8 protein-coding genes are annotated in these 14,424 nt (G+C 71.4%); 2 read left to right on the top strand and 6 right to left on the bottom strand.

Annotated features, from left to right (window positions below):
- The 3 genes from tnpB to B207_RS0104090 form a co-directional block, all read right to left on the bottom strand.
- Window positions 1–1,329 carry an IS607 family element RNA-guided endonuclease TnpB gene (gene tnpB / locus B207_RS0104100; RefSeq protein WP_018635243.1) on the bottom strand — a complete coding sequence of 443 codons (1,329 nt, stop codon included), beginning with the start codon at window positions 1,327–1,329 and terminating at the stop codon, window positions 1–3.
- Window positions 1,326–1,898, bottom strand: a complete 573-nt coding sequence (locus B207_RS0104095) for an IS607 family transposase (protein ID WP_018635242.1) — start codon at window positions 1,896–1,898, stop codon at window positions 1,326–1,328. Before B207_RS0104095 ends, tnpB begins: the two co-directional genes overlap by 4 nt.
- A gap of 141 nt (window positions 1,899–2,039) precedes the next feature.
- A complete protein-coding gene (locus B207_RS0104090; RefSeq protein ID WP_026310656.1) occupies window positions 2,040–2,651 on the bottom strand; it encodes a dihydrofolate reductase family protein in 612 nt (203 codons plus the stop codon).
- A 91-nt stretch (window positions 2,652–2,742) separates the two neighbouring features.
- Here B207_RS0104090 and B207_RS0104085 point away from each other — a divergent pair, with 91 nt between their 5' ends.
- On the top strand, window positions 2,743–3,240 hold the full coding sequence (locus B207_RS0104085; protein ID WP_018635240.1) for a winged helix-turn-helix transcriptional regulator: 498 nt from the start codon (window positions 2,743–2,745) through the stop codon (window positions 3,238–3,240).
- Between the two features lie 22 nt (window positions 3,241–3,262).
- Here B207_RS0104085 and B207_RS0104080 read toward each other — a convergent pair whose 3' ends face one another.
- From B207_RS0104080 to B207_RS32415, 3 genes are all read right to left on the bottom strand, one after another.
- Complete coding sequence (locus B207_RS0104080) at window positions 3,263–8,455, bottom strand: DNA repair ATPase (protein WP_154675136.1); 5,193 nt, start codon at window positions 8,453–8,455, stop codon at window positions 3,263–3,265.
- Between the two features lie 118 nt (window positions 8,456–8,573).
- Window positions 8,574–10,652, bottom strand: a complete 2,079-nt coding sequence (locus B207_RS39470) for an SPFH domain-containing protein (RefSeq protein ID WP_026310655.1) — start codon at window positions 10,650–10,652, stop codon at window positions 8,574–8,576.
- A 16-nt stretch (window positions 10,653–10,668) separates the two neighbouring features.
- Entirely contained in the window at window positions 10,669–11,109 is a 441-nt protein-coding gene (locus B207_RS32415; RefSeq protein ID WP_018635237.1) for a hypothetical protein, read from the bottom strand.
- Window positions 11,110–11,946: 837 nt separating this feature from the next.
- Here B207_RS32415 and B207_RS0104065 point away from each other — a divergent pair.
- Window positions 11,947–14,328 carry a nuclease-related domain-containing DEAD/DEAH box helicase gene (locus B207_RS0104065; RefSeq protein ID WP_230204825.1) on the top strand — a complete coding sequence of 794 codons (2,382 nt, stop codon included), beginning with the start codon at window positions 11,947–11,949 and terminating at the stop codon, window positions 14,326–14,328.
- Window positions 14,329–14,424 lie beyond the last annotated feature (96 nt).

The raw sequence follows: 14,424 nt of genomic DNA, 5'->3' as shown, positions 1-14,424 counted from the left end.
TCATGCCGCCTCACCTTGCGGTGGGGCACCCCGGGTCTGACCGGCCGCGGCCGTGCCCGGTTCCCGCTTCACAGCCACCGGCCCCGCGAGCGGGGTCTTATGGTCGGCTCCACGGGCGTTGTGCGTCTCCGATGTACTGGCGGCGACGAGGTTGCGCAGGTTGACCGCCGCGTTGGTGTCACGGTCGATCACCAGGTGGCAGGACTGGCAGTGGAACGTGCGGTCCGACAGCGTCAGGCTTGGGTTTCGCCAGCCGCAGCCGGAGCAGGTCTTCGAGCTTGGGTACCAGCGGTTCGCGATGTGCAACCGTGAGCCGTACCACCGGGTCTTGTAGTCGAGTTGGCGGCGGATTTCGGCCATCCCGGTGTCGGCGACGGCGCGGGCGAGGCGCCGGTTGCGGACCATGCCGGCGACGTGCAGGTCCTCGACGACGACCACGTCGTGGTTCGTGGCGAGCCGGGTGGTGAGCTTGTTCAGGCCGTCGCGTCGCTGGTTCGCGACGTGCGCGTGGATCTTTCCGAGCCGGGCGGCGCGTTGCCGGCGGCCGGCGCTGCCCGGCTTCGACCGGGAGTAGGCCCGGGACGCCTTCCGTAGCTTCCGCTGGGAGCGGGCGAGTGGTTTCGGGTTGTCGACCTGCTCGCCGGTCGAGAGGACCGCGAGGTGCTTCACGCCGGCATCGACACCGACCGGCCCGCCGGCCCGCTGCCGTGGTGACGGCGCTTCGGGAACCTCCCGTTCGGCCTGCACGGTGAACGACACGAACCAGCGGCCCGCCGTGCGGGACCCGGTCGCGCCGAGCAGCCGTCCCCGCCCCTCGGCCAACCGGCCGGTGAGCGCTCCCATCGGTTCGTGGACCTTGACGCGGCCGATCCGGGGTAGCCTGACGTGCAGGTCGCCGGCTGGGCCGTAGGCGCCGGTCGTGTACCGGAAGGAGTCGCGGGCCTTCCCTCGCTTCTTGAACCGGGGGAAACCGACCCGCCGTCCCCCGCGCTTCCCGTTCTTCGAGTCGGAGAAGTTCTTCAACGCGCGGGCCAACTGGTCGAGTCCGGCGGAGAACGCCTCCTTCGAACACTCGCCCCACCACGGCGCGACGTCGTTCTTCACCTGGTTCCAGCGCAGCCGCAGCGCGGGCAGCGTCCACGGCACCACGGTCAGCGCATCACCGGCCAGGCCGTAGCTCTGCTCCGCGTCGCGCTGCGCGAGCGCGGCCTTCACGAAGCCCAGGCCCCAGTTGTAGACGAACCGGGCCGCCCCGGCGTGGCGGCGCAGGCCGGCAAGCTGGGCGTCGTTCGGGTCGAGCGCGAACCGGAACGCCTGCGTCGTCGTCATTCGGCAGCCTCGGTCGCGGCAGCGACCGCGCGCCGGACGCGGTTCACCGCGGCCCGGCGGCCGTGGAGCCGAGCGCACATCGACGTGAGGATCTCGGTGATGTCCCGGACGAGGTCGTCATCGACCTCGGCGGGGTCGACGACCAGCAGGCGCCGGCCGTTCGCGGCGAGCGCGGCCTCGACGTACTCGGCGCCGAACCGGGCGAACCGGTCCCGGTGCTCGACGACGATCGTGGTCACGGCCGGGTCGCGTAGCAGGGCGAGGAACTTCCGGCGGTGCCCGTTCAGCGCGGAGCCGACCTCGGTCACGACCCGGCCGACCGGCAGGCCCTGCCCAGCCGCCCACATGGTGACCCGCGCGACCTGCCGGTCAAGATCCGATCGCTGGTCGGCGGACGAGACCCGGGCGTACACCGCGACCGTCTCCACCGCCGCCGGCCGGGCCGGCTCGTCGACCAGGATCAGCCCACCGACCCTGCGCGCGGGCACGGGCAGCCTGCCCTCAAGGAACCACTGACGGGCGGTCGAGTACCCGACCCCGTTCGCCGCAGCCCAGTCCTTGAGATTCACCCTTTCATCATACAGCGCTTTCTGGCGCTAACTGGCGGCCAACAGGCAGCAGCATTCACCCCTCCATGCCCCCGCCGCCCTCCTCCCCACCCCGGCCCCCACTCCGGGCGAGCCGGAGCCAGTACTCGCCGGGCCGCGGCGTCAGGGCGTTGCCGTGGCAGCGCGCACGGCGTAGCGGTGCATGGTGACGCCGGCCTCGAACGAAGCATGTTCAAGCAGGTCGAGGTCGACGTCGAGGCCTGGGCCGAGCTCGCGGTCGTCCGCGTCGAACAGCGGCCGGCCGGACCCGAGGATGACGGGATGGGTGAAGAGCAGGAGCTCGTCGAGCAGCCCGGCGCGCAGAAGGCCGGTGGCGAGGGTCGCGCCGCCGACGCCGATCGCGCCGTCGGTGCGTGCCCGGAGTTCCGCGAGCTGCTCGATCGCGTCGTTCCCGCCGACCACCCGCGTGTTGTGCCCGGCCTCCGCCCGGGTGCGGGAGACGAGGATCTTTGACTTCGAGGTCCAGATCTCGCCGTACTCGCGCATGTAGTCGGGCAACGAGGCATCGGCCCGCGCCGCGGGCCAGAACTTCTCCATGATCTCGAACGTGGTGCGTCCCTGCACCATGAGCGTCAGCTCACGGGCGCGGGCGTTGAACTCGCGATGCAGGGCGTCGCCGATGCGAAGCCAGTCGCCGCCACCATCCTCGCCCGGCGCGCGCTCGATCAGCAGATCGAGGGAGACGTTCATCCAGTACACAAATCGACCGGCCACGCAGCCTCCTACCGATTGCATTATGCAAGCACTTCGGTCCGAGCCTAGATCGAGGTGGTGGTAGTTTGCAAGCACTGGAGGGGGGCAGCCGATGGATGCCGCACCGCGTTCGGGGTGCCCGATCAACGCCGCCGTCGAGGCGCTCGGCGACCAGTGGTCGCTCCTCGTGCTGCGAGACATCATCTTCGGCGACCGCCGCCACTTCCGGGAACTGCTCGCCGGCTCCCTCGAGGGCATCGCCTCGAACATCCTCGCCGCCCGGCTCAGGAAGCTCGTCACCGCGGGCATCCTGTCGAAGCAGGATGCCCCCCGCGGGCAGCGGGGCCGCTACAGCCTCACCGAGGCCGGCATCCAGACGCTCCCGATCCTGTACGCACTCGGCGACTGGGGGCTCGACTGGCGCACGGGCGACCCCGAGCTCCGGGCACGCCAGGAGCTCATGCGGGCCGAGGGCAGGCCCTTCATCGAGGCGTTCATGGACGAGCTCCGAGCCCGCCACCTCGGCGCCGCACCGAAGCCCCGCACCGGAGGCCCCGGCCCGCTCGAACGCCTCGAATCCGCCCATCGGACGGCGATACGCCCGCACTGATCCGTCCCGAGAGCTGGACGGATCAGCGGGTGTCCCGGCTCCGCTGGTGGCGGGCCTTCACCTCGGCCCATCGGGTGGCCTGGTCCGGGGTCAGCGATCCGCGCAGCTCGGCGAACCGGAGCAGGTTCGCCTCAGCGCCGGAGGTGAGGGTCTGCGCCTCGGCGAGGTAGTGGTCGTGGATCAGGGCGTCCAGCTCCTCGTCGTTCATCACCGGGACGATGTGCTCCGCCAGCCTGTTCATGTTCCGGTAGGAGCCCTGCAGCAGGAAGGGCGGTTCGGTCCTGGCCGCGTCGTCCTGCCCGGCCGAGGCGATGTAGGCGCGATTGACGGCGAGCACGACCTGCTGGACACGCACCAGTTTGCGCAGCACGGCCAGAATCTGGTCCAGCTCGGCTTGCGGGTACGGATAGCTGAGCCGGTCGGGCTGCGCCGAGGGGTCGCCCTCCGCCAGCCGGATCAGGAGTTCCAGGTCTGCGTGCTCGCGGCCGGCGAGCGGGGCCAGCACCGGGTTGGACGTGACCGCGTTCTCCAGATAGCTGCGGGCGAAAAGCTGGTCCCGGCCGGAGAGGACGTCACCGAGGTTCCACACGTCGGCGCGGTTGGCGAGCATGTCCGGGACGCGGAACCGTCCGCCGGACTCGGTGTGGGGGTTGCCCGCCATGCACACGGCGAAGCGTTTGCCGCGCAGGTCGTAGGTGCGGGCCTGGCCGTCCCAGACACCGTCCATCCGACGCTGGGTGTCGCACAGCGGGATGAACTTCTCCAGCAGTCCGGGCGCGGTGTGCTGGATGTCGTCCAGGTAGAGCAGCGCGTTGCTGCCCAGCTCGAGCGCGAAGGAGATCTTCTCGATCTCGCGGCGGGCGGCCGCGTCGGGTGCGGCGGCGGGGTCGAGCGAGGTGACGGCGCCGCCGAGCGCCGGGCCGTCGACCTTCACGAACACCAGGCCGAGGCGGCTCGCCACGTACTCCATCAGCATGGTCTTGCCGTAGCCGGGCGGCGAGACGAGCAGCAGCAGGCCCATCCGGTCGGGATGGCTGCCGTCGCCCGCGGTGCCGAGCTGGCGAGCCAGGTTCGCGCCGACGAGCGGCAGGTAGACCTCGTCGACGAGCCGGTTGCGGACGAAGCTGGCCGGCACCGTCGCCTGGTACTCGTCCAACCGCAGCCGCCGGCGCTCCTGGGAGATCAGCTCGTCCCGCGCCCGCCGGTAGGCACGGTGGGCGGGGACCCGTTCGGTGTGGAATCGGTGGGTGCGTGCCAGGGTCTCGTCGAGGCGCAGCTCAAGCCGTCCGCCCTCGAGGCGCGGATGGCTGCCGAGCAGGCCGTCGACGCTGGTTGCCAGGTGGGCCGACGAGTCGTGCCGGGGCAGCCGCGAGCCGCAGACCAGTACGGCGACCGCTTCCGGGATGTCGGCCACGCCGCCCGCGGCGTCCTGGGGGCCCGCGGCGTTCGTCGTACTCGAGGTGTCCTCCATATCCGCGGTGTTTCCGGCGTCGGGCCCGCTGGCCGGGTGGAAGGTGCCCAGCCAGGCTGCCGCGAGCTGGTAGCGGGCCGTCAGGTCGTCGTCGAAGGCCCGCAGATCGTGGTCGAAGCTGTCGCCGACGCCCAGCTCTCCGAGCGCCCGCCGGAAGCGGGTGTGCAGCTCGCGCGCGGCGGCGCTGGTCACGAACCCGGCGGGCTCGCCGGCGAGCTCCTCGAACAGGTACTCCCCGACGATGTCGACGCCGCCGAGCTCCTCGACGAGGGCGGTCAGGTCGGCGAGAGCGGTCGGGTGCGCGCGGCCAGTGCCAGTCCCAGTCCCGGTCCCGGTCCCGGTCCCGGTCCCGGTCCCGGTCCCGGTGCCGGTGCCGGTGCCGGTGCCGGTGAGGAACTCCGCGACGGCGACGGCGAGCTCGGCGCACAGGTCGTCGATCTGTTTCGGCCCGGTCTGCCGGGTGGGGCGGAACGCGGCCCGCGCCCGGGCCAGCGACGCGGCCCGGCGGCCCCAGGCCGCGCGGCCGGCGTCGTCGGTGCCGCAGGCCCAGAACAGCTGCGCGGCGGCCCGGACGGCCGGCGGGTAACGCAGCAGCCCCGCCTGCCGGTAGGACCGGGCCAGCGCGGCGAGGATCCTGGCGGCGTCCCGGTCGTGGACGCCGCGCTCGTACCCTTCGTCGTGGCGGCTCCCGGCCGCCCGGCGCACCAGCTCGAGCAGATCGTTCCCGGTGTCCGCCGCCTCGGCCAGCGCGGCGACGGACAACCCACCCGCTCCGGCCACGGCGTCGGCGAGGATCCGCGTGGCCAGGTACTCGGCCCGGTACACCTGGGGTGACTCCGACGGCAGCGGCTGATCCCAGAACGCCCTGGTCTGCGCGAAGGAGGCGGCGCGGACGGGGCGGCGGTAGTCCGTCCCGGTGACCACCAACGCCAGGTCGTCCCCGTCGGGGACGAGAGCGAGGTCGACCGGCTGGGTGTTGACCGTGAACAGGTGACGCCCGAGGCGGAGGACCGCGTCGCCCTCGTGGAGGTCGGCCCGGTCGCGCAGGGCCCGGCGGGCGTCCAGGCGCGCCGCCTCGACCCGGCCGGCGATCTCGTCCGCGCGGATCTGCTCGCCGAGGGAACGCAGCTCGGTGACGATGCCGTGCAGCGTGGTCACCATCGGGTCGGTCGCGAAGTAGGTGTTGATCTCGTCGAGGGAGCGCAGGCCGACGCAGCGGCGGCGGATGCCGGTCAGGATCCGTCCGGCGGAGTCGGCTCGCCGGCCGGACCGCCGCGTCCGCGCCTGCACCAGCTCCTGGCGGCGGGCGGAGAACGTGTCGTAGAGGTCGGCCCGCCGGGCCGCGAGCTCGGCGCCGGCGTCGTCGGAGTCGCCGAAGCGCGCTTCCAGGCGTTCCAGCGAGACGAGCAGTCGTCCCAGCTGCTCGTCGCAGCGCTCAGGGGTGTCGGCGATCGTCAGCGCGGCAGTGACGGCCTGGCCGAGCAGCGCGGACTCGGCCGCGAACACGGCCCGGCTCTCGGTGTCGAACAGCTGCCCGCGGCGGGCGTCCAGGATGGCCCGCACCCTGTTGGCGTCGGCGAAGACCTCGCCGATCCGGTCCAGGAGGTGGGTGCGCACGGCGGTGTCGACGATGTCGAGGCCGGTGACGATCTCGACGACGGTTTCCAGGCCGGCGGTCTGTGCGGCGAGCCGCTCGGCGATCGGTGCCGCGGCCGCGGCGCTGGCGATGGCTGCCGCCTGCGCGGCCAGCTGCTCGGTTTCCGCGTGGTAGTCGGCGAAGGCACCGTCGCCCTGCAGGAACTCCACCGCGCGCCGGCCGGCGGCCGTGATCCCGGCGTCCAGCTCGGCCGCGTGTGCGTCGATCCGCGCCAGGTCGATGTGGCGGACGTCGCGCAGCGCGACCAGGCGGCCCTGGGCCCGGCGCAGGTCGGCGAGCGCCGTCACGGCCGCGCCGGCGGTCCGCGGTGTCTCGTCGCGGACGCGCCGGAGCAGGGTGTCGACCTCGGCGGCGGCGGTGGCGAGCGTGGCCCGGGCTGCCTCGGCGAGTACCTGGACCGTCTCGAACTCCGCGAGCATCCGCTCGGCGGTGGCCCGGACCTCGGCGAGCGGCGCGCCGAGGTCAGCGAGATCGCCGAGGGCGCCGGGGTCACCGGGGGCGCCGGGGTCACCGGGGTCACCGAGGGCCGGGTCGCCCAGCCAGTGGTACCGGTCGAACGCCCGGCCGCAGGCCCCGATCAGCGCCTCGAGCACGGCGCGGGACGGCGTCATCTCCGCCACCAGGCGTGCCACCGAGATGCAGTCCGAGATCCCCTGCACCAGGTCCGCGTTGCCGATCCGCTCCAGCGGCCCGGTCACGGTCACGGTCGCGGTCGTGGATTCGGCTGTGTGTCCGTACGGCGTCTGCCAGATCTGCACGGCGTGGGTGCGAGCGGGCGCGGCAGGCGGGGTTCGCAGCAGGACCAGGGTGCCGTCGCCGAACAGGGCGTAGCCATGGCAGGCGAGCGGCGTGGCGACATCCTGGCGGATCACGTTGTACGGCAGCAGGAGGAACCGGCCCGTGTTCCGGGCGTGGAAGACGTAGAGCACGTCCTCCCCGCCGGGCGCGTGGACGACCCGGTCGAACTCCAGGTCGAACTCCAGGTCGGACGAGTCGGTACCGAGGGTGCCGAAGGTGCGGACGGTGCCGGTGGCCAGGTGGTAGCCGTCGGCGAAGATGATCCCCTGCTCCGCGGGCAGCCGTCGGCATCCCTGCCCGATCCCGTCGAGGCGCACGATCCGGGCGTTGCGGGTGTTGAACACCAGGTGCCGCCACCCGGTCTCCTTGTACGGCCGGATCCGCAGCAGGACCAGCGGCCCGACCCGGGCATGCTGGATGTCGGCGTCGGCCAGGCTCTGCAGCGGCTCGTCGACGGGCTCGCGGTAGATCCCGTCGGCGCTTTCGGTGTCGTTCTCGGTCTTGACGGTGAGGGCCCCGCCGACGGTGGAGACGAACACGGCCCCCTGCACCGAGACGTGCGGGTGTCGTCCCAGCACGTGATCGTCGCGGCTGGCGGCGATCCAGTCGAGGTCGTGCGCCGGCGGGAGGACATGGTCCCGCTCGCCAAGATTGTCCAGGTAGTCGACGGTGCCGCGGGTGCCGGTCCACCACCGCAGCACCCGGATGTCCTCCGGCCGGCGGCCGGTCTGGAAGACGGCGAGCACTCTGTCGTCGAGGCGCCGAAGCCGGAGCAGCCGGGTGTCACGGTAGTACCGGTAGAGCTCGCGGAAGTCACGGTGCAGCGTCGGGTCATGCAGGACGCCGGGCAGGACGCCGGGCAGGACGTCCCCGTCCGGGCCCGCGTCGTCGAACCGGAAGCGGGAGCCGCCGGCCTCCGTGTCCCCGCCGCCGCCGACGGCTCGGACCAGGCGGTGCAGTGACAGGGCGTCGGTGACCTCCGCAGGTTCCTCCCCGCCGGGCATCGAACCGACGGGGAGCGCGGTGGGGAGGGCGGCAGGCAGGCCGGTGGGCAGGTTGCTGCCGAGCAGCAGGTACTCACCGAGTGCCACGATGTCCTGCGGCACGCAGGGACGCCGGGTGCTGACCTGCTCGGCGCCGAGCAGGCGGAGCCCACTGCCGCCGAACACCGCCAGCCGGCGGGCGTTGAGAATGTCGGCCCGGCGGGTCAGCTCCGCTGCCTGCTCGGCCAACCGGGCCCGCAGCACCTCGTAGCTGTCCCCGTCAGTCGCGCCCTGTTGCTCGGTCACACCCTGCTCGGTCACGGCCTGCTGCTCGGTCGCAGCCTGCTGCTCGGTCACGGCCCGCCGCTCGGTCACGGCCGGCCGGGTCGAAGTCGGGGTCGGGGTCGGGGCCACGCTGCCGGCCTCAGCGGGTGGTGCCACGGCCGGTGGCACCACCGGTGGCCGTGGGCTTCGCGGTGGCCGTGGGCTTCGCGGTGGCGGCGGACCTCGTCGCCGCGGCGGGCGTGGTCTCCGGCTGCGCCGTGCCGGCCACCACGTCCGCCAGTTCCCGCAGCCTGGCGGCGTCCAGCCCGCCCCCCTTGAGGATCTGCAGGAGCAGCGCCGACACCGTGAGGTTCTGGACGTCACCGGAGCCCAGCGAACCGAGCATCCGGGTCAGATCCGCGGTGAAGTCCGCCGAGCCGTCCAGCCAGTTGCCCGCCAGGCCCCCGACGACGGTGGAGTGGTCGACGAAGCCGTCCACCGCCCGGCCCATGGTGACCGAGCTCAGCAGCCGGTCGAAGAACATGCTCTCGCCGCCGACGATGTCGATGTCGGCGTTCTCCAGTCCGGCCGCCAGCACCACGGCCTGGGACTCGGCGATCCGACGCTGGATGTCGAGGCCGGCGAGCCGGATCTCCTTCTCGGCTTCCAGCCGCAGCCGGTACTCCTCGTGGCCCCGGCTCGCCTCGTCCAACGCCGCCATCGCCGCCGCCTTCTCGGTGAGGCCGTCGGCCTCGCCCCGCAGCCGCTCCCGGATCGCCGCCGCGGCGACCAGTGCCTTCTCCCGGTCGACCACGGCCTCGGCCCGACCGACCTTCTCGATCGCCTCCGCCTCCCGCTCCCGCACCGTGGCCGCGGCCAGTCCCTGGGCGGCGGCCTCGGCCTGCAGGCCCTGGGCCAGCTGGATCTTGGCGCGGGTGTCCAGATCGGCGGCCCGCTGCCGGGCCTCGGCGAGGACCACCGTCTCCCGCGCCCGGTGGCCGGCGGCCTCCTCGGCGGCCTCGGCCGCCTTGATGTCCTTGACGAGAGCCTGCTGGGCCTCGGCCTCCGCCTCGATCACCAGAGCCTGCCGCAGCCGCTCCGCATCCTCGACGGCCCGCAGTCGCTTGATGCCCTCCTCCTGCTCGGCGACCGTCAGCTCCACGGCGATCCGGTCACGGAGCACCTCGGCGACCGCCTGCTTCTGCACTTCCAGTTCCCTGTCCTTGGCGGCCCGGGACAGCTCGGTCTCCCGCTCACGGGCGACGACCTCGAGCTGGCGGTCCTTCTCGATCCGCTCGGTCTCGATGGCGATGACCCGCTCCCGGTTCTTCTCCGCGACGGCGATCTCCCGGGCCTGGTTCTCCCGCTGGATGCCGAGCTGCTCGTCGGCGCGCAGCGCCGCGGAGGTCGCCTTCAGCCGTTCCTCGGCCTGCACCCGGGCGGTCTCCGCCTCCTCCCGGGCCCGCAACGTCGCGATCTCCTGCTCCTGCCTGGTCTCGGCGTCGGCCTGCCGCCGCTCGAGCTCGAGAATCGTCTCCCGCGCCTCGACGTCCTGGCGGGTGACCTCCTTCTCCTCCTGGCGCTGGAACTCGTTGGTACGGACATGCTCGATCGCGGTCAGTTCGGTGATCTTCCGGATGCCCTGGGCGTCGAGGATGTTGGCCGGGTCGAGTTGGCTCATCGGGGTCTGCTCGAGGAAGTCGATGGCGGCGTCCTCCAGGCTGTAGCCGTTCAGATCGCGGCCGATGGCCTGGATGATCTGGTCTCGGAAGTCCTCGCGCTTCGTGTAGAGGTCGACGAAGTCGAACTGCTTGCCGACGGTCTTCAGCGCTTCCGAGAACTTGGCGTTGAAGAGCTCCTGCAGTGTCGTCTGGTCACTGGCCCGCGCGGTGCCGATCGCCTGCGCCACCTTGATGACGTCCTCGACTGTCTTGTTGACCCGGACGAAGAACGTGATGCGGATGTCCGCCCGCATGTTGTCCCGACAGATCAGCCCCTCCCGGCCGGTCCGCCGGATCTCGATCGTCTTGACGGAGATGTCCATCACCTCCGCGCGGTTCAGGATCGGCAACACGATCCCACCGGTGAAGGTGACGTCGACCTTCTTGGACCGCGAGATGATAAGAGCTTTTCCCTGTTCCACCCGGCGGGACAGCCGGCTGACCGCGACGACTGCGCCCAGCGCGACGAGAATGACGACACCGAACAACACGCCCAGGACTATCGCAACGAGGCTCATCTGCTTTCCTACGCTCTCAGTCGGCCGCGGGGAGGTCGCGGTCCAGCTCACGGGTGAAGTCCAGCGGGCTCACCCAGAAGAACTCGCCGGCAGGGTCATAGCTGTAGATCACGGCGGAACTGCCCGCCTGCAGCAACGGGTTGAGGTTCGGATGTCGCACCTGGACCAGCGCGGACGACCCGTCGGCCGCCCTGACCTCCGCCTGGCCGAACTCAGGGCCCACCCGGCCGGTGCGGATGACGCACACCCGACCCGTCAGCTCGGTGCGGGAGGAGGCCACCCCGCGCCCCCGCAGCCCACGCAGCCTGCGCAGCGGGAAGAGCAGCAGACGGACCAGGAGCCAGACGCCCACCAGCGCCAGCGCGACCGCCACAACGGCCAGCGCCACGCGGAAGGACGCGCCCAGCTCGACGCGATCGAACAGTGCCGCACCGGGCGGATCGGCGGAGGAATGCACAGCGATCAGCAGTGACGTCGATCCGCATTCACGCCGACCACCTCACGGTTCCGGACGAGGCCAGGCGTCACGGACCAGGAAAACCCCGCCATCTGGCGAAAATCAGATTCCGACGTGACCGAGGATGCCATGGCACAGAGCTCCGATCAGAAACACCGGCGGTGGTGACCGCCGCCCCGACTTCCCACGCATTGGAACACGCCGGACCCGGGGCCCCTCCCCGCTATCGCCTTCCTGACGGGGTTGTTCCGGATCCGGCCAACCGCCGCGGCAGGTCCGACGAGATCGCCGATTCGGATTCCCACCGGGAACCCGGCATGACGTGAAGTCCGTGAACTGCAGGACCGGTTTCCCGCACGCCCTGAAGACTTCGGAAGGCCTCCGTCCGCCCCAGCCGGCGGCCATCGACAGAAGGCCCTGGCGCCCGCACTTCGCCGAGAGTCCGCCGAGTGCCCGCCGAGCGACCTCACTGAAGTCGTCGCCGTCAGCCGTGTCGCCCCAGCACTCACAGGCGATCGCCGGGGCAAGCGCAGCCGGGCCCAATGCCTCCGATGGCGTGCGCGCGACCGGCGGCGCCGACGCGAGCCCGGACGCCACGTCCACGGCAAGATTGTGATCACGCCGTGGTCCCGCCTGCCCCAGGCAGCTGCGCCAGCCCCATCCGGCGCGAGGCGCGCATCGCAGCGGCATGCTCGAACATTTGTTTGATGCGAATCGGCGCTTTCGACGCTAAAAGTCTCTCGCCGAGCTTCGAGCGACCTCATTCGCCCTAAACAGAGGCAAACATCAGCCTACCGACTTATCCTCATCTGTGACACCAGGTGAGGAGATCGCTACGTGCGTGCCCACGAATCACCGTCGATGCTCCCCGACACTGCTGTTCCGACCGTCGATGCAGAGAGGCCGCGGCCCCGCACCACCGCGGCGCTCCCGGGCGCCAGAGCAGCGAGGGGCATCCGCTCGCTGCCGGAGCCGTCCGCCCTCGGTCAGGCCGTGCTGCTCGGCATGGAGATCGCCGGAGTCGAGCGGCAGATCCAGCATCTGAACGACACCCAGCACCAGCTGAACCGCCATCGCCAGCGGTGGGAAGCCGGTGGCCGGGCCGAGCAGAACGTGACCCGGGCGCTGATAGCTATGGAGAATGCCGGGTGGCATGTGCTGCCGGACAGGCAGTGGCCGGGCACCCGCAGGGCCAACATCGACGTGATCCTGGTGGGGCCCGGCGGGGTCTTCGTCGTGGACGTGAAGAACTGGCGGGAGGCCTCCGTCGAGCGCGGCCGTTTGTGGCGCGGCGACGCCGATGCGGATGACGACATTCGCAAGCTTGTGGATCAGGCCGCCGCGGTGGCGGAGGTGCTGGCAGATGCGGGCCTGCCACCGACCGAGGTGGTGGCGCTGCTCGCCCTGGCCGGGCGCAGGAACATCCGGGAACCGATCGACGCGGTGACCGTGCTCGGGGAGCACGACCTCGCCAGGGAGCTGGCGCGTCGGGGCGCTCGCCTGACCCCTGACCTCGTCGAACGGCTACTGGACGAACTGGAGCGTGGATGTCCTCCGATGCCCCGCGCCGCGCACCAGGTAGTGCTGACCTCCCGGCCGGCGGGACACCCGCTGGCACGCCGGGAAGATCCGCCCCCCGCCGGCAGGCGGACGTCCGCCCCAGGGCCGTCGGCCCGGCCCGACCTCTCGGAGGCCGGTGAACCGGGTGAAGGTCCGTTGACCGGTCAGGGCTCGTTGCTGAGTCGCGACGAACTGTGGCAGGAGCTGCTCAACGCCGCCGCCCGTGAACCGATCGAGACATGGATGACCTGGCTGCACCCGGCGCAGGCGCGCTTTGCCGGCCGGAAGTGGTCTGGTCCGGCACGTGTCCGGGGCGCGGCGGGCACCGGCAAGACGGTCGTCGCGCTACATCGCGCCAAGTTCCTGGCCACCCGCGGAGACCGGGTGCTGTTCACGTCGAAGGTGCGCACGCTTGGTCCGGTCTACCGCGCTCTGCTGACCCGGATGGCGCCCGATCATGTCGAGCGCATCGAGTTCATCAACGTCCACGCCGTCGCCGCCCGCTGTCTTCGCGATCACGACCTGGCGGGCCGGCACCTGCAGGACATCGCCGACACCTGCTTCTCACGGGCCTGGGCGCAGGTTGGACAGCACTCGGTCCTGCCCGGCCTCGGACTCGGTCTCGGCCCCCAGTACTGGCAGGACGAGATCGCGATCGTCATCAAGGGCCGGGGCCTCACCTCCTACTCGCAGTACGCCGGACTGGCGCGAGTAGGACGCAGTACGCCGCTGCAACCGGCCCACCGACGCGCGGTCTGGGATCTCTACGAACGGTACGAGCAGCTCCGAACGGAACGCGGTGTCCTCGACCGCGACGATGTGCTGCTCCTGGCTCGTGACCTGGTTCGCGAAAGTTCCGAGACCCGCTACGACGCGGTGATCGTCGACGAGGTGCAGGACCTGACGTGTGTCGGCCTCCAACTGCTGCACGCCTTCGTCGGAGACAAGCCCGACGGCCTGCTTGTCGTCGGCGACGGTCAGCAGTCCATCTACCCGGGCGGATTCACCCTCGCCGAGGCAGGTGTCCCCGTCGTGGGACGTTCCACGGTGTTGACGCGAAACTACCGTAACCGGGCGGAGATCCTGCACCACGCCCAGACAGTGATCGCCGACGACAGCTTCGACGATCTCGACGGCACCCCGGAACGCGGACAGCGCGACGTCGACATCGAGCGCCCCGGAGGTGAGATAACGGAAGTCACCGTGCCAGACACCGCCGCGCAGGACACGGCACTGTGCAAGCATCTCACGGAGCTGCATGCCGACAGAGATATCCGGTATGGCGACATGGCCGTGCTCGTGTCGACGAACGAGGCAGAGTTCCACTGGCTGCGGGTGCTCGCTGGGCACGGAATTCCGGCAATATCGCTGATGGACTACGACGGAACCAACGGTGAAGGCGTCAAGGTCGGAACGTACCACCGCGCCAAGGCCCTCGACTTCGCCCATGTCTGCCTACCCGACCGTAATCTCTTCCCCGGCCCCCGGCGCCCTTCCGAGGCTGCCGACGCGTTCCATGAACGCACCCGGTTGGAACGCCGACAGCTGTACGTGGCGATCACGCGGGCTCGTGACACCGTGTGGGCAGGGATTCGCCAGCTCCCCGAACCCAACCCCGGCCCCGGCCCCGGCCCCGGCCACTCTGACCCGACTCGGTGAACCCGGCCGGCACGGCGAGCCTCCCGCCACCCGCGCCCTCGGCGCGACGTTCCGCTGGACCTGGCGCCTGGCACGCGATCGAATGGCCTGACGGAA

The organism is Parafrankia elaeagni (genome assembly GCF_000374165.1).
Lineage (GTDB): Bacteria > Actinomycetota > Actinomycetes > Frankiales > Frankiaceae > Parafrankia > Parafrankia elaeagni.
The sequence above is the reverse complement of the archived record's forward strand: the minus strand, read 5'-3'. Positions and strand labels throughout refer to the sequence as shown.

Bases quoted from the DNA above. Each gene is read 5' to 3' on its own strand.
- B207_RS39470 (WP_026310655.1), bottom strand. From the start codon at position 10,652: ATGAGCCTCGTTGCGATAGTCCTGGGCGTGTTGTTCGGTGTCGTCATT.
- tnpB (WP_018635243.1), bottom strand. From the start codon at position 1,329: ATGACGACGACGCAGGCGTTCCGGTTCGCGCTCGACCCGAACGACGCC.
- B207_RS0104085 (WP_018635240.1), top strand. From the start codon at position 2,743: ATGGATGCCGCACCGCGTTCGGGGTGCCCGATCAACGCCGCCGTCGAG.